We start from the raw sequence: 19652 nt of genomic DNA, 5'->3' as shown, positions 1-19652 counted from the left end.
AACCATTTCGGTTGCTTTTTTGTTTCAGCGTTTTATATTGAAGGATAGTTCGTGATCTTTCAATGCATCCCCACTATTACCCTCGATATGTCTAATCTTCAGTTTGAAGTTTTTATTCTTTTCAAATTCTGACTTCTTAAGCAAGAATACTAAATATTTATCGCCTCTTTGCCCGCTCTTAACATCCCCAGAATCGCTCTCTAACGAACCTTGGTTCAAATAATGCATAGCATCAGTATCTAAAAATGCACTAAATTGATTGATTGGTAATGAATCACTTGATCCGTTTTTGACTGTCATCTTGACTGTAACTGCAACAATGTCTTCATTGCCGAAACCTCTGAAAGAGTTTTTGAATGAATCAGTTGGATCTAATTTTGTAAATTGTACGCCTGTCAATGTAAGCTCAATATTATTCTGAGACTGTTTCTCGTTAATTTCATTTTTCTGTTCCAGTAACGTTTTTTCAGCAATGTTTTTGGTAACAATCTGATCATCAAAGAACTTGTTATCACTTTTTTGTTTTTTAGCGGAAGCACCTGATAAAGGTAAATCAACGATTTGTTTTTCTCCCAAGTGTTCTCTCATCATAGAATCTTTAGAAGCATTAGAGACTACCAGTTTTGATTTTTCTTTAACAAGAATTTCATATTTTTCTTTCGATAATTCATATTGAATGAATCCAGTTTTAGATTCCCCTTTATCGTAGTATGCTGGATTACTTGGCGTACCATCTTTTTTAGGCTTTACCCTGTCTGTTTCATCAACTAAACTGACGTCCGGTTGTTTCGTATTGTATTCATCTTTCCCCTGAACTGCCGGATTGTTGAAATAAGCCTTGCCGCCTGTCTGGTTTTCTACAGTGGCTTTAAGTGTTATTACATATCCTTCTTTATCTCCGTCAAAACTGTACGGCTCGTTTTCAGCATTCTTCACATGAACCACTTGATACTGAGATACCTTGAATTTAAATCCATCGAAGTTCAGATCGATTTTCGGATCTGCGTTATTGAAAATGACATCTGCTTGCCCTTTAGTTGAATCTGCAATATAAGAATTCAAAACACCATTTTTTGCAGTATCGCCGCTTGAACTCTCCGAAGATGTTTTATCTGTAAAAGAGGCATTATTTTCTTTACTCTTTGATTCAGATTGTGATGTTGTTTCGACTTTTTTCTCAGCTTTCTTTGTTGAACCGTCATCATGATTACCGCAAGCAGATAGTAATAATGCAGTTGAAAGAACAGAAATTACCCCCATTTTTTTCTTCAATTTTATAATCCTCCTATGACAATCAAAATAAAAAGCTACTGTTCGGATCAGTAGCTCAAACTATAATAATCAAGGTTAAAAAATCTTATCCGGTCATCAAAATGATCTTAATACATGGACATAAATTTATAATTTACAGTTTTCTTAGTGCCCGTGTTGGTAAGTTTGAATCTATAACTCGCAGAGTAGCTTTTTGATGCCTTGTTATAATACATACTCGTTTTCCCTTTTTTCTTAGCGTAAAATGTTTTTACATTTTTCCAACCTTTACTTGTCTTCTGTTGAAGAACAGCTTGGATTTTTCCACTTCCTGATCCATTAGCTGTTAAGAAACCAGACACTTTGCCTTTATAATATGGATGGAATACTGGAGTATATGTGTAATTTTTAAAAGAACCTGAATGCCAGTATTCAGTCCAAAGTCCACCTGTTTTTTTCCAGTCTTTAGCTTGTGCTTTGTTATTCGCAAGGTCAACGGCTGTAAAGCTTGTCAATGCAATAACCAAAGCGGCTAATATCATAATTAACTTCTTCTTCATTAAGTAATACCTCCTATGTCAATATGGTTCATTAATCATCACTTTAAATATAATAATAGTAATCAGAAGATTTTACATCCGACTAAAATACTAAAATTTGGAGATATTTACGTATTTTCGGACGGAAAATGACAAAAGACTCGTTTCTTTAAGTCTGTTTTTGCATTTCGCCATAGGTTAACAGTCGTTAAATTTGAACCTTCATCTCTGGTATGTGGTTATATTGGTCTAATCAAGGTGTTAAGGAAAAAATGCTGCGTTATTGCGGATCAATTATAGAATTCCCCTAGATAAAGCTGGAAAAAGGCTTTTTCTCTTGTATTTGCTGTCGAATTACCGTTCTGTTATTTAATCATGTTTGCTTTTTAAACCGCTCAGAAACGAATCTGAGCACGTTTAGAGGTAGTCCTTCCAAACCATTATCTTAGACTCTATCCTTAAAAAAAGGCTGTTGTCTATGAGATCCGGTCACTCCACAGCATTCAGAACAGCGGCACTTTTCTAAGTTCCCTTCTGCTCCATAGCGCTATTTATTGCTTTAAATGAAAACCCCCTAATGATATGGCTAGGGGGCAATTCTTAGAAAAACAAACGCCTCACTCTTGATATACTACATATCAAAATGTGATGGGTGAGCGCTTACAAAAAAAGACCGTAAAAAAACACCCCGGCTGGTTGCCGGGGTGTTTTGGTTATTCTGCAATCGCGTCTGTTAAAACAGGAACGACTTGTTTCTTTCTGGATACGACTCCTTTTAAAAGAGCCGTGTTGTTTTCTAACGTCACGTTGAATGCTTTTTCAACTTTTGACGCTTGATCACCGATGGCGAGCGCAAGGGAATCGTTTTCTAAAATATCCGTAATCACGAGAAGGAACAGGTCAAGGTTCTTCTCAGCAATTACTTTTGAAAGAGCCGCTTCTAATTCCGGCTGCCGCTTTTTGACATCTTCAATATCAACTGTGTTGACTTGGGCGATTTCGACTTTTTTGCTGCCGAGCGTGAACTCTTTCGCATCAAGAGAAATCAGTTCTTCCACAGTTTTTTTGCTTAAGTCGGCGCCTGCTTTCAGCATGTTTAAGCCGTACTCTTCCGCATCTACGCCGGCAATTTCAGCAAGCTCTTTTGCCGCTGCGATATCCTGCTCCGTGCAAGTCGGAGATTTAAATAACAGAGAGTCGGAAATAATTGCTGAGAGCATGAGGCCCGCAATTTCTTTCTCGATTTTCACGTTATTTTCTTTGTACATTTTGTTTAAGATCGTAGCCGTACAGCCGACCGGCTCAGCACGATAGTAAAGAGGTTCCGCTGTTTCGAAGTTGGCGATACGGTGGTGGTCGATCACTTCAAGAACCTGAACGTCTTCGATATCCTTGATGCTTTGCTGGCGTTCATTGTGGTCAACAAGGATGACGCCGTTTACTTCGTTTGCGGCAGTTTCCACCAAACGCGGGCTTTCCTGCTTGAAATAATCAAGCGCGTATTGTGTTTCGCCGTTGACTTGTCCAAGGCGGACGGGCTCAGCATTGAAGCCGAGTTTATTTTTTAGATCAGCGTAGGCAATGGCAGAGCAAATGGTATCTGTGTCTGGGTTTTGATGTCCGAAAATAAGAATTTTTTCCATAATAACTCCTTGTCCTTTTTTGTAGTGTAAACAATCTTTTTATAGTTTAACACGTCTTGCGGAGGGTGTAATCTTCAAAACCTTAAAAATTGATGTGAAAAAGAAGCATTTTTGTTGAGCGGTGAGGAGGATTGCGAGTAAAATACTGGGTAAGTCAGATGCTAATCAGCATATAGTATCAAAAAAGGTACTATGGAGGATGAAAAATGAACATATATCCGAATAAAGAAGGTTGTCCGGTTGAACTGACGCTTTCCGTTATCGGCGGAAAGTGGAAGGGTATTTTGTTTTATCATATGATCGGCGGAAAAAAGCGGTTTAATGAGTTTCGGCGCATTTGCCCCAGCATTACACAGCGTATGCTGACGCTTCAGCTTCGCGAGCTTGAGGCGGACGGCATCGTGCATCGCGAGGTATATCAGCAGGTGCCTCCAAAGGTGGAGTATTCTCTTACCGAATTCGGCAGGTCGCTGGAACCGATCGTTTTGCAAATGAAGAAATGGGGAGATGCCAACCGGGAGTTTCTCGAGACATACCGGGAAAAAACGTCGCCTCAAGATCAGTCCGCTCAAAAATAAGAAGCAGCAAAGGATTAAATTCCTTGCTGCTTTTTTTTATTTCATCGCGATGGCCTTTCTGGCGTTGCGCACGTCATTCTTCAGCAATTCGCTCAGATTGTAAGCCGGATATTGACCGCGTTCTTCCATATACTCAAAGACCATTTGATGCCACTTGATGGCCGCGTTTAAGTGCTTGACGAAAACGTGCCTTAATTGAGGTGTGGCCGTCTCTGTAATGGCTCCGGCGTAATTGCGGACAGACGTTTTGGCCATGATCAGCAGGCCGCCGCTGTAAAAGGAGGAATCAGCGCGCTCTTCTGTTTCATCCTCACGAAAAGCGGGAGCTTCAGGGAAGAAAGGAAGCAGTTCACGCAGATTTTGTTCCAGCGAATGGATGGAAAATCTGTAAAGCTGTTTTAATCTGGCATCGCTTACGTCTCGCTCTGTTCTTTTTAATTTCACAAGTCCGTTTGCCTGGAAAGCCACTAACTCATGCAGTTCTAACGTTTCATGCCATGCTAATGTTCTCCGCTCGGTCATGGTGTAAGAATCTCCTTTATCCTTCATTTTCACTTTCAGCATATGCCCCGGTCCCGATGTTGTTCCTGATGTTTTGAAGTTTCCAGAAAGGGAAACTCAATGTAAAGGAAATACGAAATAGAGGTGAAACTATATGTGGGACATGATAAAGAACTTCTTCCTTTTCAGCAGCGGGGTTTTACAGGCGACCACTCTCTTACTTATCGTTATCGTCTTGTTATATGTACGAAAAACCAAAAAGAAAAACAGAGATACTTCTGGTTTCATGGATGATCAGGATCACTGATACAACGGGCATTCTTTCACTGGGATGTCCGTTTGTCTGTTTTCATGTTTCACATGGAACATTGCGGGTGTCCGCGCTCATTTTACTTGCGATTTCGACTTATGTTAAAATATATACGTGTATTTTGGAGAGTTTATGGAAAATTCAGGTCTTGAAAGAGACATTGCGGCGTCAAAAGAGCAGTCGTCTAAGCTGCTCTTTTCTATTCGTATGTTCGAATGATACAAGGTTTGAGGTGAGTAAGTGAAAAATACAAGGGCTCTAATAGAAGGCGCCATTTTGATCAGTATTTTTGCAATCATTTCCCTTTTGGTCGTGTACCTCCCTTTACTGGGGGCAATTCTTCTCTTTGCTTTGCCGCTGCCGATCATTCTTTACACCATTCGGCACGGTCTGAAGCCCGGGGTATGGATGGGGCTTGCCAGCCTTCCTGTCAGCTTTATTGTAAGTTCGTTTACCGGGCTTACAGGCGCTTTTACGGCTGCCTGTACGGGAATCGCCATGGGATATTATTTTAAAAAGAAACAGCCCGGCTATGCGGTTACTGCCGGCGCTATGGCGTATGTGCTGTGCGGCGTCGTTTTTTTTGTGGTCAGCATCGTGTTTCTTAATATGAATGTGATCGATACCACCATGTCCCAGCTTCGGGAGTCGCTGTCTTTAGCAGAAACCATGTCAAAGCAGCTCGGTTACGGAGATCAGTTCGGGAAGCAGATCAAGCTGATGGAAAGTCAGCTGAGCACGGTTCAATATCTTTTTCCGACAGTGCTCGTATTGACCGGCATCGTTTTTTCTTTCCTCAGTTATGCTATGGCAAGGCCGCTTTTACGGCGATTTTCCCCTGATCTTCCGAAGATGAAGCCTTTTAGAGAGCTCAAACTCCCGCAAAGCGTTGTCATTCTGTATTTTATTGTGACGATATTAGGGTTTCTGCCTTTAGAAAAAGGGCATATGCTGTATTCGGTTTCATTGAATGGGGGATTTATTCTCAGCTTGCTGATTTGTATTCAAGGATTAGCGTTTATTTTTTTCTATTGCCGCGAAATGGAGATGCCGAAAGCCGTTCCTGTTTTAGCAATTGTGCTGGGTGTGCTTTTTCCGCTCATCTTGTCCGTGTATCTCCTCTTAGGCATCATTGACATAGGCTTTAACATAAGAAATAAGGTGACGCGAAATTGAGTGTGACTTACAGGTGGGGAGTTGATAGAAATGCCTAGTTTTTATGAAAAACCGTTGTTTCGGTATCCCATCTATGCATTGATTGCATTGTCAATCATCATAATCCTCATCAGCATTTACTTTAACTGGCTGATAGGAGCCATCGGCGTTGTGCTGCTCGCCGTGATCCTGTTTTTCATTAAGCGTGCGGATTCTCTGATCAGAAAAGAAATTGACGATTATATCTCCACGTTATCGTATAGATTGAAAAAAGTAGGCGAAGAGGCATTAATGGAAATGCCTATCGGGATTATGCTGTTTAATGATCAATATTACATTGAGTGGGCGAATCCGTTTTTGTCTTCCTGTTTTAATGAAAGCACACTCGTCGGGCGCTCGCTGTATGACACATGCGAGGCCGTCGTGCCGCTGATCAAGCAGGAGGTCGATTCGGAAACGATCACCTTGAATGAGCGGAAGTTTAAAGTAGTGATTAAAAGAGATGAGCGCCTGCTCTATTTCTTTGATGTGACAGAACAGATTCAGATTGAAAAGCAGTACGAAAATGAGAGAACCGTGCTGGCATATATCTTTTTAGATAACTATGATGACGTCACACAGGGGCTGGATGACCAAACGAGAAGCACGATGAACAGCCAGGTCACCTCATTATTAAATGCGTGGGCGCAGGAGTACGGCATTTTCCTGAAACGGACGTCCTCTGAGCGGTTTATCGCGGTGTTAAATGAACACATTTTAACGGAGCTTGAAAACGCGAAATTTTCGATTTTGGATGAAATTCGAGAAAAAACATCCGTTCATACTGTATCTTTGACCCTCAGCATCGGGATCGGCGCATCGGTTTCTTCCTTGAAGGAGCTAGGAGATCTGGCGCAGTCCAGCCTCGATTTGGCTCTCGGCCGCGGAGGCGACCAAGTGGCGATCAAAATGCCGAACGGCAAGGTGAAATTTTACGGCGGCAAAACAAATCCGATGGAGAAACGCACAAGGGTGCGCGCCCGGGTGATTTCTCACGCGCTCAAGGAGATTGTCTCAGAAAGCAGCAATGTCATTATCATGGGGCACAAATTTCCTGATATGGACGCAGTCGGAGCCGCAATCGGAATATTGAAGGTGGCGCAGGCCAACGGCAAAGAAGGCTACATCGTCATTGATCCGAACCAGATCGGATCAAGCGTTCAGCGCCTGATTGAAGAAATTAAAAAATATGAAGAGCTGTGGTCGCGGTTCATCACGCCGGAAGAGGCGATGGAAATTTCAAATGACGACACGCTGCTTGTCGTCGTTGATACACATAAACCGTCCCTTGTGATGGAAGAGCGTCTCATGAACAAAATCGAGCACATCGTTGTGATTGACCACCACCGCAGAGGCGAGGAATTTATTAAAGACCCGCTGCTCGTTTATATGGAGCCATACGCTTCATCCACCGCAGAACTCGTGACGGAGCTGCTTGAATACCAGCCGAAGCGGCTCAAAATCAATATGATTGAAGCGACGGCCCTGTTAGCTGGTATAATAGTGGATACGAAGAGTTTTTCCCTTCGCACGGGCTCGCGGACGTTCGACGCCGCTTCTTATTTGAGAGCGAAAGGCGCAGATACGGTTCTGGTGCAGAAAGTTCTCAAAGAATCCGTCGGTTCTTACATCAAGCGGGCGAAACTGATCCAGCATACGGCTCTTTATAAAGAACATATCGCGATTGCTTCTCTTCCTGAGAATGAAGAGGAGTACTTTGACCAGGTGCTGATTGCGCAGGCGGCTGATTCCCTTCTATCGATGAGTGAAGTGGAAGCTTCATTTGCGGTAGCCAGACGGGATGAGCATACGGTGTGCATCAGTGCGAGATCGCTGGGCGAGGTCAATGTGCAGATTATTATGGAGGCGCTGGATGGCGGAGGGCATTTAACCAATGCGGCAACCCAGCTATCGGGCATTTCTGTCTCAGAAGCGCTCGTCCGGCTGAAGGAAGCCATTGATGAATATTTTGAGGGAGGCGTTCAGAGATGAAGGTTATTTTCTTACAAGATGTAAAAGGTAAAGGAAAAAAAGGCGAAATGAAAAACGTAGCAGACGGTTATGCACATAACTTTCTCATTAAAAAAGGCCTCGCTGTCGAAGCAAATGCGACAAACATCAGCGCATTGAAAGGACAGAAAGAAAAAGAGAAAAAAGAAGCGATTGCCGAGCTTGAAAGAGCGAAAGATTTGAAAGAAACGCTTGAACAGCTGACTGTTGAGCTGAGTGCCAAATCCGGTGAAGGCGGCCGTCTGTTCGGATCTGTCACAAGCAAGCAGATTGCAGAAGCGCTGCAAAAAACGCATAAGATTAAAGTGGATAAACGGAAACTGGAGCTCCAAGACGGTATCCGCACACTGGGATATACAAACGTTCCTGTAAAGCTGCACCCTGAAGTTCAGGCTGTGCTGAAGGTTCACGTAAAAGAAGAAGCGTAATACACAATGAAAAACCCGCCGATCCGGCGGGTTTTTTTTTATGTCAGCAGACGGCGCAGCGCAAGAAAATGATGAGATTGTTTCATTTCCGATCGCTACCAGATTGCATATTATATTACATCATAACGAAGGATGTGTCGGTATGAAACGATTTTTTTCTGAAACATATTTTAATAATCCGGAGAATAAAAAGGCGCTGGAGCACTATCCGCTGATCGGAGACGGAAAAGACGGGGAAGTCTACCGCTTAACACACAACAAATGCATAAAATACTTCTTTGAAAAAGGGACATGCAAGAAGGAATTGGCGGCTTTAAAGACCGGACAAGGTTCCCCGGTGATTCCAAGACTGTATGAATACGGAGATCGTTATATTGTGATGGAATATGTCCAAGGCACCTCTCTTGCCCGCCATATCAGAAAAGAAAAATCTCTGTCCGTCAAACTGACTGCTGATATTTTAAATATGCTGGATGAATTAAAAAGAATCGGTTTTACCAGATGGGATGCCGAAATCAGGCACATTCTGATTAACGAACACGGAAATCTTAAGGTCATCGACCATAAAAGAGCTTTTTCCGCCATTACCCGGTTTCCCGTAAAACTATTAAAAGGACTGGACAAATACGGCTTGGCAGATGAGTTTTTGAACACTATAAAAAAATTAAATCCGTCACGTTACCTGGAATGGCAGCCGCACATGTAAGTTTCTGAAAATCCGCATATGTAAGTTTCCTTTTTTTAGGGTCGTCATATGATATTTGTAACATTTGTTTGGTGGAGTGTGGAAAAAATGGCAGAATACATTATGGTTATCGGCGCTCATCCCGATGATGAACTATTGGGAGCAGCGGGCACCATAAAACGGCTGATCAATGAAGGATATAAAGTGATTTCCATTATTACGGCATTAGGAAGAAAAGAAGAAGCTCATCATATTAAACAATTAGGCGAACGCGCGAATCAAGAGCTTGGAATTGAGAAAGTCATCTTTTTGGAGCATACGAATTTAGAGCTGGAATGTATCCCGCTTCATAAGCTTGTCAAAGAATTAGAGCAGCTCATTCGCGTCTATCAGCCTGATAAAATCTTTACACATCATTACGGCGATATCAATATGGACCACCAGAGAACATTCCAAGCAGTTTTAACAGCCGCCAGACCGCTTCCGAATCAAAAACCTATCGAACTGCTTACGTTCGAAACGCTATCTTCAAGCGAGTGGGAGAGGAATACGGCTGATAAACTCTTCAAACCTAATTACTTCGTTAACATCACAGACACAATGGATGCTAAACTCGCGGCGCTTCACCACTATGACGTAGAAATGAGGGATTACCCTCATCCCCGTTCATATGAAGGCGTTAAACATTTAGGAAGAGTCAGAGGGATGACGGCGGGTGTGGAATACGCCGAAGCTTTTGAAGTCGTGCGGAGGATCTGGAAATGATCAAGACATTTTCCGTCCCGTATCCGTATATGGTCCAGACGCTTGACCGCTACTACGGGGTCAAAACGCGCCCTCAAAAAAAGGCGGCAGTAAAGACACAGTTGAAACATGAACATCATATTCCGCGGTTATACAGGAAAAAAAAGAAGTTATCCATTTTGATTGCCACGTTTTGGGACTACCCGCACACGGGCGGTTTATCAAACTATATTAAAACGCTTAGTGAAGGCCTGAAAAAGAGAGGTCATAAGGTCGATGTCATCTCCCCTAATCTGTTTCCGTCCGCACAGGTAAAAGAACTGCGGGCGGCTGTTGTTCCGAAGTTAAAAGATTTCTTTAAGGACAGATATGGGGATTATAACAATCATATTTTGAAAAATAATAGGCTGATGTTTATATACGAGCAAATGCTTCAAAAGATTCATTTGGAAAGATATGATGTGTTTCATGCTCAAGATTTATTTACAGCCAATATATTAGGCAGATTCAATCAAATCTATAAGAAACCTTTATTTTTCACACCGCATGGCATGTTTACTTTCAACAGACTTAAATTTCACATCTTTAAAAAAGGATCGGTAGAAGAGTTTTATTATAAAAAACTAGAGATGAAAGCCATTGAATACGCAGATCGCCTGATTATTATCAGCGATACGTTCCGCAGCCCGCTCATGAAGCTCGGAGCCGAACAGGAAGACATGACAACGGTGATCACAGGAATCGATTACGATGCAAAAACAGGCGGGAAAAGAAAAATCCCGCTGCCGAAAAATAAGATCATCATCTCGTGTATTGCAAGATTAGGCCCGAGAAAAGGACATAATCATTTGCTTGACGCACTTTCACGAATTCCGTCTGATGTGCTTGAACATGTTCAAGTGCTGATCGCGGGCGACGGAGAGATGAGGAGCGCCTTAGAGGAACAGGCTCGAAAACTGAATCTATCTATGGTCTCCTTTTTAGGAAAAAGAGATGATGTTCCCGCTATTTTGAATATGACGGATATATTCGTACTGCCGACCATTAATGATAGTCTGCCCATCTCGATTATTGAAGCGATGTTCAGCGGCTCGGCTATCATCGCGACCGATTGCGGGGGTATTCCGGATCTGATCCGCCATAACAAAACGGGACTTATTGTCGAGCCGGGAAATGCAAAGGTTCTTGCCCGGGCTTTAGCGTTTTTTATCTCTAACAAATCTGCGCGGGAGAAGGCTGCTTCAAACGCAAAGGCCTACGCGGAGAAATATTTAAGCAGTGAGACGATGATAAAAAATATCGAATCGATTTATCAAAATACCAACAGCTCGGAGGGAGATCATGAAACATGAACATGCAGCCGTTGTACTTGATTTCAGTGCAAACGGGATTGGGATCATTCGCAGCCTGGCCCGAAGAGGAATCGATGTTTACGCGTTTGACACGGAGGGACCTTATCGTATCGGAAAATCAAGATTGGCAGATTGCGGGATATGTCCCAGCCCTTTAACACAAGAGGAAGAACTGCTGACATTCCTGACTGATTTCGGGAAGCGATTCCAAGCAAAGCCGGTTCTGTATGCAGGTTCCGATGATTATGCGGGATTTATATCTAAATTCCGCGAGACATTAGCCGGTTTTTTTTTATTTTTGCTCCCGAGCCGCTCTCTGTTAGAAACGGTCTTAGATAAAAGCAAAGCATATGAATTAGCGGTCAAGCATAACATCCCCTGCCCGAAAACCTTTTTTCCGAACAACCGGGATGAGCTGGAAGAGGCCATCGCCAATATTGACTTCCCGTGTATTTTAAAACCGGTGGCCGGCCATGAATACAGAAAAAAAGTAAACAAAAAAGCAATTGTAATGAAGGATGCCGCACAATTGCGCAAGGAGTTCAGCTCCTACAGAGAAAATGGAGAATTGCTCGTGCAGGAGATCATCCCCGGAGACAACCAGTGTTTTTATAAAGTCGCCACTTTTTATGATGACCAAATGAAATTAATGGGCTTATTCTCTCTGCAAAAGAACCATCAATTCCCTGCTGATTTTGGCGCGGGGGCCCACGTCGTCAGCAAACGGCTTCCTGATTTAATCGAGAAGACCCTGCCGTTTTTTGAAGCGATTCAGCTGAAGGGAGTAGGCATGGCAGAATTTAAAAAGGACCCCCGGGACAATGTTTATAAGTTTATCGAAATTAATCCGCGCTTTTGGCTCAGCCATAGCCTGACAGAACCGGCAGGCATTCATTTCGTTTACATGTACTATCTGTATTTGACCGGACAACAGGTGAAGCCCCAGCTCGAACAAAAAGACGGAATCAACTGGATTTATGAGGTGCGTTACTTCTTAACGTTTTTGAAGAAACGAAAAAGAGGAGAAATGACGTTCCGGGATTTTTGGAAAGGATTTAAAGGAAAAAAAGAGTACGCTCTTTTTGCTTGGAATGACCCGATGCCATTTATCAGAAACACTTGGTCTCATCTCAAAAACAGCTGGAAACGGAAGCGGAAGGAAGATCGGCATGTATGAAAAGGATCTTTTGTATGACGCATTTCAAAAACTGAGAATTGACGAAAAACTGTCGTATTCGTTCGGTGAAAGGGCTGCGGTGAATCCGGATGACATCACATGCCTGAAATCAACAGACAGAAGCGCCATTTATAAACTGTTTGTAAAGAAAAAATCCGGCACTGTTCCGCTGATATTGAAGGTGTATAAATCTTCCCGTGAAAAAAACAAGGTCGAGATTAATATATACGGGAAAGCCCGTTCTGTTTTAGGGGATTTGCTGCCGGACATCTATCTTATAGAAGAAAGTGACCATGAAACGTGGATATTTATGGAGTTTGTCAGCCAGATCAGAGGACAGCTTACATTTCACCCAAAGCATTTCAAGTATATTATTCCGTCTGTCGCGGAACTGCACAGCCGCACCTTTGAAAACAAGACTATTTCTGACGGTAAATGGCGGTCGTGGCTGCCGGTATACGAATCGGAAACCATGAGAAAAGGGCGTAAAAAGCAGATCAAAAAGACAGCGGAATTATTGGATAGAGCTCTTAAAGATGAGCGTACAAAGGATATCGTGAAGCCTCATTATCGGCAAATCACAAACTTGCTGGAGCAGGCGGAGCCGGGTTTTTTCCCTGAATTGATCCAAAACGGCTCAGCCATCACACACGGTGATCTTCATATGCAGAATATCTGCACCCACGATGCGTCCGGACATGAACCGTGGGATATTCAATTCATCGATTGGGAATCCGCAAAGTACGCGCCGGTTTGGTTTGATATGACGGTGCTGGTCGAAATTCTGCTCGGCTTCAGAAAAGATTGGAGCCGGCACGCAGAAGATATTCGGACGTATTGCGTAAAAGTGTATACGAAAGAAATGAAAAAGCGGGGCATGCATTTTCAGACCCCTCCTATGACGCTTTATAAAATGGCTTATTTGCAGAGAACACTTGAGAAAGGGCTTCATACCCAATTGCGGAGAATCTTCGACAATCGGGGAGGAGAACTGCTGCCGTATCATGTTGACAAAGTGTCAAAATGGGGACGGGAATTAGGATTATAAGTTTAAGAGAGGGGGAGCGGATTTGAAAGAAGAGATCGGCAAGCCGAACGGTCTGGTGCCTCTTGCCTTATTGCGCGTCATGGATCAATTTTACGGGATCGAACATCAAAGTGAGCCGGAGATGCTGTATTCGTTCTGTGCGGAAGGAAAAAGCTCCCCCAAACGAAAAAAGCCATTGCGTATTCTGTACGCAACCTTTCTCCGTTACCCGAATGTCGGAGGACTGGCGAGTTATATCACGTCAATTAAGACGGGTTTTGAGCGCATCGGTCATCAGGCGGATGTCATCTCGCCGCTCCAAATGCCGCCAGCTTTTTTTCAGGAAGATATCCCGCGGGCCGCTGACGAGATCAGAGCGTTTCTTGTTGGCAGATACGGCGCCGCAAACGAAAAGTTTGTGAAGAATCTCAGCTATTTACATGTCTTTCAAAGATTTTTGAAGGAGAAAGACTTAGAACAATATGACCTGTTTCACGTGCAGGATTTATTTGCGGCATTTTTACTGGGATACCTTAATCAAACGTATCGGCGTCCGCTTTTTTTCACGCCGCACGGACATTTCACGAAAAGCCGGATGAAGTTTCATAAAATCCAAAAGGGTTCAATAGAAGAGGCATATTTCAGTGAAATAGAAAGGCAGGGTATTCGGGCTTCGGATAAAATCATTACAATCAGCGACTCCTTTCACGAGCCCTTGCTGGAGTACGGAGCGAAGGAGGCTCAGCTGACGACTGTTCATACCGGCATTGACATCCGGGATGCACCCGAGCCAAAACGTGCTGAAAAGCTCGTGATTGCGTGCGTTTCCCGTCTGACCGAGCGAAAAGGACATGATGTGCTGCTGGACGCTCTCGCCCGCATCCGGCACCATTTATCCGGAGTGGATATATGGATCATCGGAGACGGAAACATGAAAGGGTTTCTGGAAGAGAAGAGACGGAAACTGGGCCTCACAAATGTGTTTTTCCTCGGAAAACGGCATGATGTGCCGGCGCTTTTGGCTGAATCATCTATATTTGTCCTGCCGACATTGAATGATAATTTCCCCATAGCGATCATCGAAGCGATGTTCTCAGGTCAAGCCATTGTCGCAACTGACTGCGGAGGAATCCCTGAGATGATCCGGCATGAGGACACAGGGCTTATCTGTCAGCCCGGCAACAGCCGCGAACTTGCTGATGCCCTCGTAATGCTGATTACGGATCAGTCTCTCAGGGAACGGCTTGGAAAAGAAGCGCGCTCCTATGCCGGCCGGTATCTGCGTCAGGAACTGATGGTTTCAAAAATAGAAAGGATTTATCAATCATTTTTCTGAATGATACCGGCGCCGCATGGCAGGTGCTTCAAGAGCAAAATAAAGAGGCCGGTGTTTAACTATCCAGCCTCTTTCCGAGCTGTTTTTTCATCTCATACAGAGTCCGCTGGCTTTGTCCGCCCGGGCCGCCTGTCATTCCTCGCCGGGCTGAGCTTGTTTTTCCGGTGCTGTATCGGTCAGCTGAGATTTTTGTGCCGATCTTTTTAATCCATGAGACAAGCTTTGTGTTGCCTGAATTGTTGCCGGATAATAAGAAATAGTTCACTTTTCTTTCGTCAACAAGTTTTTTCAGCTGTGAGACGGTTTTACCGAAATTTTCTTCACGGAAAAAAGAGGCGGAAAGCCATCGCTTCCGCCTCCCGCACATATATATGAGAGAGCGGCCTTTATTTGTGATCGTTCTCTTTTTGGATCTCAGCTAATTTGGCAAGCAGAATGTGCTGAGGCATGTGCATGATTCTCTCAAGCGGCATATTCAGTGATTCTGCGAGCTTTTGCGCCGTTTCGGCGGAAATTTGCAGCGGTTTCATGTGATCACTCCTTCCGTTTCTTTATTGTACTAAAATCAGAAATCTATCGTAAGAGGATATGACAAAGGAATGGAGGTTTGAAAAGCGGGGCTTTATAACAGAATGGGGGAGGTTTTTTATGCAATCGCCATTGATGTTATTACAGCTGAAGCTGGCTGATTATCAGAAAAAAGCCGCAGAACTGCGGACAATTGACGAATTTATCATACTGAAACAGACATTGCAGGACATGATGAAAGTATTCGCCGCCTGTGAAGAATGGGAGCTGTATCAAAAAACGGCCGATCTCATGGCGCAGACGGTGCTGCACATCCGTTTCATCGAATAAGGAAAAGCCCTCGCTCGGGCGAAGGCTTTTCTTAAAAGGACCGTTCTTCTTCAATGTTTTTATGCTGATCATAAATGACAAGCTTAGACGGGCTGTTCTCTTTCGCCGTCTGCTCCGCTTTCTCGATCGCCGCGTCCTTTGATGTATAAAGAGCCGTCGGCGCCACATTTTCCACCTTCACAAACCATCCGTCCGCATCAACACTGGGTGTTACAGCATATGTTTTCATCCTTCTTACCTCCCGGTTTCGATTTATTTATTTGTTTCCCGGCATTCGGAACGGCAAAACACATAACCCTCTCCTCCAAATACAGGGAAAGTGATATTTTTCTATTCTTTTTCATGAGAAATGGTAAAATGGAGTTTGGATATTTTTTAAGGAGAGGACGGTGCTTAGCATGACAGACCTTCTGAATGATCGGCTGCCGCCGCAAAACATAGAAGCTGAGCAGGCCGTGTTAGGTGCTGTTTTTTTACAGCCGTCTGCGTTGACACTGGCTTCTGAAGTGTTGATTCCGGATGATTTCTACAGAATGTCACATCAAAAAATTTACAATGCCATGCTCGTGCTCGGAGACCGCGGCGAACCGGTTGATTTGATCACGGTAACGTCAGAGCTTGCGAATACCGATTTGTTAGAAGAGGTGGGAGGCGTCTCTTACCTGACGGACATCGCGAATTCCGTTCCGACAGCGGCTAATATAGAATATTACGCGAAAATCGTTGAGGAAAAATCCATTCTCCGCCGTTTAATCAGAACGGCGACCTCGATCGCTCAAGACGGGTATACGCGCGAGGATGAAGTTGAAGATTTATTAAGCGATGCGGAAAAAACGATTATGGAGGTCGCGCAGCGAAAAAATTCGGGCGCCTTCCAAAATATTAAAGACGTGCTTGTGCAAACATACGACAACATTGAGCAGCTTCACAACCGGAAAGGCGATATTACCGGGATTCCGACCGGCTTTATCGAGCTTGACCGGATGACGGCGGGTTTTCAGCGGAATGATTTGATCATTGTCGCAGCCCGTCCGTCCGTGGGGAAAACGGCGTTTGCCTTAAATATTGCGCAAAACGTGGCCACCAAAACGGATGAGAGCGTCGCGATATTCAGTCTTGAGATGGGTGCCGAGCAGCTTGTCATGCGTATGCTCTGCGCTGAAGGGAATATTAACGCCCAAAATCTCAGAACGGGTAATCTGACGGAAGAAGATTGGGGCAAGCTGACGATGGCGATGGGAAGCCTGTCAAACAGCGGTATCTTTATAGATGACACCCCCGGCATCCGCGTCAGCGAAATCCGTTCAAAATGCCGCAGGCTGAAGCAGGAGAACGGATTGGGCATGATTTTAATTGACTACCTGCAGCTCATTCAGGGAAGCGGCCGTTCGAGCGACAACCGTCAGCAAGAGGTATCGGAAATTTCACGGGCGCTAAAAGCGCTGGCGCGGGAGCTCGAAGTCCCGGTCATCGCCCTGTCTCAGCTCTCCCGGGGTGTTGAGCAGCGGCAGGATAAACGTCCGATGATGTCAGATATCCGTGAGTCGGGAAGTATTGAGCAGGATGCCGACATCGTCGCCTTCCTGTATCGTGATGATTACTATGATAAAGAATCCGAAAACAAAAACATCATCGAAATCATTATTGCCAAACAGCGTAACGGCCCGGTGGGCACCGTCTCACTGGCTTTTGTGAAAGAATACAATAAGTTCGTAAACCTGGAAAGGCGCTTTGATGACGGCGGTGTTCCGGCAGGTGCGTAAAGCCTCAAGCAATGTCTTGAGGCTTTTTTTCATCCGAAAGAATGAGAGAATGCCGTCCGTTCGGCAGACGAAAAAAAGAAAGCGCTTTTATATAATGGCATTAAGGGAGGGATGATGATGACAATTGAATTTCCGCAATTCCAAGCGGCGCAAATCCGGATTGCCCGGCCGACCGGACAGCTCAAAGAAATCATCAGGTTTTATGAAGAAGGCCTCGGATTGAAGAGAATCGGCAGTTTTTCCGGACATGAGGGCTACAGCGGCGTCATGTTCGGCCTGCCGCATACGCAATATCACTTAGAATTCACCGAAGAAACCGGCTCGTCTCAGCCGGCGCCCGTTCCGCACGGCGACAGCCTGCTTGTCTTTTACATCCCTGATCAGCAGGAGGTCATTCGCATCAGCACGAAATTAAAGCAGATGGGATATGAGGAGAAAGAATCCGAAAATCCGTACTGGGAAGAAAAAGGCGTGACCATCGAAGATCCTGACGGCTGGCGGATCGTCCTGATGAATACAAGCGGAATATAAATGACTGTCTGAAGAACCTGGGATACGGGTTCTTTTTCATGTTAAAGTATGAAAGTTTCGGGAGTAATAGATAGCAAATGAAAGAGAAAACGCTTTTAATCAGGTTTAAGGCGAACAAATATAGAATAATAAGATTTAAACGTTCGGATTTACGATTGACTTTCTGTTTCTGCACTGATACACTTAATTTGTTTGAATGAGATATCGTTTTGAAAGGTTAACGGAGGTGCACGGATATATGTCTTCAGTAGTCGTAGTAGGTACGCAGTGGGGCGATGAAGGAAAAGGCAAAATTACAGATTTCCTATCAGAAAATGCAGAAGTGATCGCACGTTATCAAGGCGGAAACAATGCAGGACATACCATCAAGTTTGATGGCGTCACGTACAAGCTTCATTTAATCCCATCAGGAATTTTTTATAAAGAAAAAGCGTGTGTCATCGGGAACGGAATGGTTGTTGATCCGAAAGCGCTCGTAACGGAGCTTGCGTATCTTCATGAACGCAATGTGAGCACGGATAACTTGAGAATCAGCAACAGAGCCCACGTCATTCTTCCATACCATCTGAAACTGGATGAAGTAGAGGAAGAACGCAAAGGGGCCAACAAGATCGGCACAACGAAAAAAGGCATCGGACCTGCTTATATGGACAAAGCGGCGCGGATCGGCATCCGGATCGCAGACCTGCTAGATCGTGACGTGTTTGCAGAAAAGCTTGAACGGAACCTTGAAGAGAAAAACCGTCTGCTGGAAAAAATGTATGAAACGGAAGGCTTCAAAATTGAAGATATTCTGGATGAGTATTATGAATACGGCCAGCAGATTAAAAAGTATGTATGCGATACATCCGTCGTTCTGAATGACGCGCTGGATGAAGGCCGCCGCGTTTTATTTGAAGGCGCTCAAGGGGTTATGCTTGATATCGACCAAGGGACATACCCGTTTGTCACTTCATCCAACCCGGTCGCCGGAGGGGTGACGATCGGTTCAGGCGTAGGCCCGACAAAAATCCAGCACGTCGTCGGCGTATCGAAAGCGTACACAACCCGTGTCGGTGACGGTCCTTTCCCGACTGAGCTGAAAGATGAAATCGGAGATCAAATCCGTGAAGTCGGACGCGAATACGGCACAACGACAGGCCGTCCGCGCCGTGTCGGCTGGTTTGACAGCGTTGTTGTCCGCCATGCCCGCCGCGTCAGCGGAATCACAGATCTTTCTCTGAACTCAATCGATGTGCTGACTGGCATTGAAACATTGAAAATCTGTGTCGCTTACCGCTACAAAGGTGAAGTGATTGAAGAATTCCCGGCAAGTCTGAAAGCTCTCGCAGAGTGTGAACCGGTATATGAAGAAATGCCTGGCTGGACGGAAGATATCACAGGCGCAAAAACATTGAGCGATCTTCCTGAAAATGCGCGCCATTATCTGGAACGCGTATCTCAGCTGACAGGTATTCCGCTTTCTATTTTCTCTGTCGGTCCCGACCGTTCACAAACGAACGTCATCCGCAGCGTATACCGCGCTAACTAAGAATTTGCAGCAAACAAGCCTCCGGTCACGGAGGCTTGTTTTTTATGTAGGAAAAAAATAATAGATTTTTTTCAAAAAAGTAGTTGCCACTTTCGAATGTTCTATGATATTATAAATCTCGTTGTTACGGAACAGCTTCAATAGAGTACTGCAAGAAAGCTTTTGTCTCAATGCTCTATGATACATAATCCGAC

Annotated in this window: 21 protein-coding genes and 1 pseudogene; 15 read left to right on the top strand and 7 right to left on the bottom strand. The window is 44.3% G+C overall.

Annotated features, from left to right (window positions below; all coding sequences use genetic code 11):
* Positions 1–24: 24 nt before the first annotated feature.
* The 3 genes from VP472_RS19805 to VP472_RS19795 form a co-directional block, all read right to left on the bottom strand.
* Positions 25–1272 (bottom strand): DUF5068 domain-containing protein, encoded by a 1248-nt coding sequence (locus tag VP472_RS19805; protein ID WP_128574537.1) that lies wholly within the window; start codon positions 1270–1272, stop codon positions 25–27.
* A 107-nt stretch (positions 1273–1379) separates the two neighbouring features.
* A complete protein-coding gene (locus tag VP472_RS19800; RefSeq protein ID WP_025854049.1) occupies positions 1380–1811 on the bottom strand; it encodes a hypothetical protein in 432 nt (143 codons plus the stop codon).
* Between the two features lie 692 nt (positions 1812–2503).
* Positions 2504–3433: a manganese-dependent inorganic pyrophosphatase gene (locus VP472_RS19795; protein WP_004393053.1), complete on the bottom strand. Its 930-nt coding sequence runs from the start codon at positions 3431–3433 to the stop codon at positions 2504–2506.
* A 206-nt stretch (positions 3434–3639) separates the two neighbouring features.
* Here VP472_RS19795 and VP472_RS19790 point away from each other — a divergent pair, with 206 nt between their 5' ends.
* On the top strand, positions 3640–4011 hold the full coding sequence (locus VP472_RS19790) for a winged helix-turn-helix transcriptional regulator (protein WP_004393054.1): 372 nt from the start codon (positions 3640–3642) through the stop codon (positions 4009–4011).
* 36 nt (positions 4012–4047) lie between these two features.
* Here VP472_RS19790 and VP472_RS19785 read toward each other — a convergent pair whose 3' ends face one another.
* Positions 4048–4533: a spore coat protein gene (locus VP472_RS19785; protein ID WP_017418488.1), complete on the bottom strand. Its 486-nt coding sequence runs from the start codon at positions 4531–4533 to the stop codon at positions 4048–4050.
* Positions 4534–4666: 133 nt separating this feature from the next.
* On the opposite strand from VP472_RS19785, the gene VP472_RS19780 reads away from it, so the two are divergent.
* The 10 genes from VP472_RS19780 to VP472_RS19735 all read left to right on the top strand — a co-directional run bounded on the left by VP472_RS19780 (position 4667) and on the right by VP472_RS19735 (position 14775).
* On the top strand, positions 4667–4819 hold the full coding sequence (locus VP472_RS19780) for a hypothetical protein (protein WP_004393059.1): 153 nt from the start codon (positions 4667–4669) through the stop codon (positions 4817–4819).
* Positions 4820–5062: 243 nt separating this feature from the next.
* Entirely contained in the window at positions 5063–5998 is a 936-nt protein-coding gene (locus VP472_RS19775; protein WP_146275958.1) for a YybS family protein, read from the top strand.
* Between the two features lie 30 nt (positions 5999–6028).
* Positions 6029–8008 (top strand): DHH family phosphoesterase, encoded by a 1980-nt coding sequence (locus VP472_RS19770; RefSeq protein ID WP_014306180.1) that lies wholly within the window; start codon positions 6029–6031, stop codon positions 8006–8008.
* Positions 8005–8454, top strand: a complete 450-nt coding sequence (rplI, locus tag VP472_RS19765; protein ID WP_004393063.1) for a 50S ribosomal protein L9 — start codon at positions 8005–8007, stop codon at positions 8452–8454. The genes VP472_RS19770 and rplI overlap by 4 nt, the downstream gene beginning before the upstream one ends.
* 142 nt (positions 8455–8596) lie before the next feature.
* Positions 8597–9160, top strand: a complete 564-nt coding sequence (locus VP472_RS19760) for a protein kinase family protein (RefSeq protein ID WP_032858248.1) — start codon at positions 8597–8599, stop codon at positions 9158–9160.
* 87 nt (positions 9161–9247) lie between these two features.
* Complete coding sequence (locus VP472_RS19755) at positions 9248–9904, top strand: PIG-L deacetylase family protein (RefSeq protein WP_004393067.1); 657 nt, start codon at positions 9248–9250, stop codon at positions 9902–9904.
* Entirely contained in the window at positions 9901–11235 is a 1335-nt protein-coding gene (locus tag VP472_RS19750; protein ID WP_094247328.1) for a glycosyltransferase family 4 protein, read from the top strand. Before VP472_RS19755 ends, VP472_RS19750 begins: the two co-directional genes overlap by 4 nt.
* On the top strand, positions 11225–12412 hold the full coding sequence (locus VP472_RS19745) for a carboxylate--amine ligase (protein WP_070082660.1): 1188 nt from the start codon (positions 11225–11227) through the stop codon (positions 12410–12412). Before VP472_RS19750 ends, VP472_RS19745 begins: the two co-directional genes overlap by 11 nt.
* Positions 12405–13460: a phosphotransferase gene (locus tag VP472_RS19740; RefSeq protein ID WP_146275953.1), complete on the top strand. Its 1056-nt coding sequence runs from the start codon at positions 12405–12407 to the stop codon at positions 13458–13460. The genes VP472_RS19745 and VP472_RS19740 overlap by 8 nt, the downstream gene beginning before the upstream one ends.
* Positions 13461–13482: 22 nt before the next feature.
* The gene (locus VP472_RS19735; protein ID WP_146275950.1) at positions 13483–14775 is read left to right on the top strand and encodes a glycosyltransferase family 4 protein; all 1293 of its coding nucleotides are present in this window, start codon (positions 13483–13485) and stop codon (positions 14773–14775) included.
* Between the two features lie 55 nt (positions 14776–14830).
* Here the strand turns inward: VP472_RS19735 and VP472_RS20175 are convergent.
* A pseudogene (locus tag VP472_RS20175) lies at positions 14831–15079 on the bottom strand (hypothetical protein); the annotation flags it as partial.
* 82 nt (positions 15080–15161) lie between these two features.
* On the bottom strand, positions 15162–15305 hold the full coding sequence (locus tag VP472_RS19730) for a YycC family protein (protein ID WP_014306172.1): 144 nt from the start codon (positions 15303–15305) through the stop codon (positions 15162–15164).
* Positions 15306–15423: 118 nt separating this feature from the next.
* Here VP472_RS19730 and VP472_RS19725 point away from each other — a divergent pair, with 118 nt between their 5' ends.
* A complete protein-coding gene (locus VP472_RS19725) occupies positions 15424–15633 on the top strand; it encodes a hypothetical protein (protein ID WP_015418617.1) in 210 nt (69 codons plus the stop codon).
* Between the two features lie 31 nt (positions 15634–15664).
* Here VP472_RS19725 and VP472_RS19720 read toward each other — a convergent pair whose 3' ends face one another.
* Complete coding sequence (locus VP472_RS19720; protein WP_007407900.1) at positions 15665–15862, bottom strand: DUF2188 domain-containing protein; 198 nt, start codon at positions 15860–15862, stop codon at positions 15665–15667.
* 169 nt (positions 15863–16031) lie between these two features.
* Between VP472_RS19720 and dnaB the strand changes: the two genes are divergently transcribed.
* The 3 genes from dnaB to purA all read left to right on the top strand — a co-directional run bounded on the left by dnaB (position 16032) and on the right by purA (position 19458).
* On the top strand, positions 16032–17396 hold the full coding sequence (gene dnaB, locus VP472_RS19715) for a replicative DNA helicase (protein WP_146275947.1): 1365 nt from the start codon (positions 16032–16034) through the stop codon (positions 17394–17396).
* 117 nt (positions 17397–17513) lie between these two features.
* Entirely contained in the window at positions 17514–17927 is a 414-nt protein-coding gene (locus VP472_RS19710; RefSeq protein WP_070082656.1) for a VOC family protein, read from the top strand.
* 238 nt (positions 17928–18165) lie between these two features.
* Entirely contained in the window at positions 18166–19458 is a 1293-nt protein-coding gene (purA, locus tag VP472_RS19705) for an adenylosuccinate synthase (RefSeq protein WP_004393102.1), read from the top strand.
* Positions 19459–19652: the final 194 nt, after the last annotated feature.

The sequence above is a fragment of the Bacillus sp. MT(2024) genome, assembly GCF_036362845.1.
GTDB lineage: Bacteria > Bacillota > Bacilli > Bacillales > Bacillaceae > Bacillus > Bacillus velezensis.
The sequence above is the reverse complement of the archived record's forward strand: the minus strand, read 5'-3'. Positions and strand labels throughout refer to the sequence as shown.

What these genes read in the sequence shown, in the direction of transcription:
- VP472_RS19800 (WP_025854049.1), bottom strand. Translation starts at nt 1,811, where the DNA reads ATGAAGAAGAAGTTAATTATGATATTAGCCGCTTTGGTTATTGCATTG.
- VP472_RS19795 (WP_004393053.1), bottom strand. Translation starts at nt 3,433, where the DNA reads ATGGAAAAAATTCTTATTTTCGGACATCAAAACCCAGACACAGATACC.
- VP472_RS19790 (WP_004393054.1), top strand. Translation starts at nt 3,640, where the DNA reads ATGAACATATATCCGAATAAAGAAGGTTGTCCGGTTGAACTGACGCTT.
- VP472_RS19785 (WP_017418488.1), bottom strand. Translation starts at nt 4,533, where the DNA reads ATGACCGAGCGGAGAACATTAGCATGGCATGAAACGTTAGAACTGCAT.
- VP472_RS19780 (WP_004393059.1), top strand. Translation starts at nt 4,667, where the DNA reads ATGTGGGACATGATAAAGAACTTCTTCCTTTTCAGCAGCGGGGTTTTA.
- VP472_RS19770 (WP_014306180.1), top strand. Translation starts at nt 6,029, where the DNA reads ATGCCTAGTTTTTATGAAAAACCGTTGTTTCGGTATCCCATCTATGCA.
- rplI (WP_004393063.1), top strand. Translation starts at nt 8,005, where the DNA reads ATGAAGGTTATTTTCTTACAAGATGTAAAAGGTAAAGGAAAAAAAGGC.
- VP472_RS19760 (WP_032858248.1), top strand. Translation starts at nt 8,597, where the DNA reads ATGAAACGATTTTTTTCTGAAACATATTTTAATAATCCGGAGAATAAA.
- VP472_RS19755 (WP_004393067.1), top strand. Translation starts at nt 9,248, where the DNA reads ATGGCAGAATACATTATGGTTATCGGCGCTCATCCCGATGATGAACTA.
- VP472_RS19750 (WP_094247328.1), top strand. Translation starts at nt 9,901, where the DNA reads ATGATCAAGACATTTTCCGTCCCGTATCCGTATATGGTCCAGACGCTT.
- VP472_RS19745 (WP_070082660.1), top strand. Translation starts at nt 11,225, where the DNA reads ATGAAACATGAACATGCAGCCGTTGTACTTGATTTCAGTGCAAACGGG.
- VP472_RS19740 (WP_146275953.1), top strand. Translation starts at nt 12,405, where the DNA reads ATGTATGAAAAGGATCTTTTGTATGACGCATTTCAAAAACTGAGAATT.
- VP472_RS19730 (WP_014306172.1), bottom strand. Translation starts at nt 15,305, where the DNA reads ATGAAACCGCTGCAAATTTCCGCCGAAACGGCGCAAAAGCTCGCAGAA.
- VP472_RS19725 (WP_015418617.1), top strand. Translation starts at nt 15,424, where the DNA reads ATGCAATCGCCATTGATGTTATTACAGCTGAAGCTGGCTGATTATCAG.
- VP472_RS19720 (WP_007407900.1), bottom strand. Translation starts at nt 15,862, where the DNA reads ATGAAAACATATGCTGTAACACCCAGTGTTGATGCGGACGGATGGTTT.
- dnaB (WP_146275947.1), top strand. Translation starts at nt 16,032, where the DNA reads ATGACAGACCTTCTGAATGATCGGCTGCCGCCGCAAAACATAGAAGCT.
- VP472_RS19710 (WP_070082656.1), top strand. Translation starts at nt 17,514, where the DNA reads ATGACAATTGAATTTCCGCAATTCCAAGCGGCGCAAATCCGGATTGCC.
- purA (WP_004393102.1), top strand. Translation starts at nt 18,166, where the DNA reads ATGTCTTCAGTAGTCGTAGTAGGTACGCAGTGGGGCGATGAAGGAAAA.